The sequence below is a fragment of the Neisseria basseii genome (genome assembly GCF_962707005.1).
GTDB lineage: Bacteria > Pseudomonadota > Gammaproteobacteria > Burkholderiales > Neisseriaceae > Neisseria > Neisseria bergeri.
Window position 1 is genome coordinate 1 of record NZ_CAUIXH010000070.1, and the last position, 323, is coordinate 323.

The following is a 323-nucleotide window of genomic DNA, read 5'->3' on the forward strand; positions in this document are numbered from 1 at the left end:
TGCAGCCCGGTCTCTTCATCGAAGTATTGGTTTTGCAGTCTGAACGGCTGATGCGCGTGCTGATAGACCCGCCCGTCCTTTTTCAGACGACCCCAGGCGGTGTATTCGCCGTACCACAGGAGATTACCGTGGATGTCGGTCATCTCCCTCGGAATGCCGATTTGGTCGTTGTGGAAATAGGCGAGGTATTGGGTTTCGTCTTTGGCGTTGTCAAAGATTTGCGCCAGCGGTTCGTAGCTGTCTTGGTCGGTGTAGAGATAGGTGTAGCTGCCTTTGTAGGTGTACTCCTGCAATAGGCGGCTGCCGTCCCAGACGAAGTGGGT

At 54.8% G+C, this 323-nt stretch carries 1 protein-coding gene; it reads right to left on the bottom strand.

The genetic code is table 11. The annotated features are described in order from the left end of the window. On the bottom strand, positions 1–323 hold a 323-nt coding region (locus Q9I99_RS11345; RefSeq protein WP_301668641.1), incomplete at both ends, for an RHS domain-containing protein.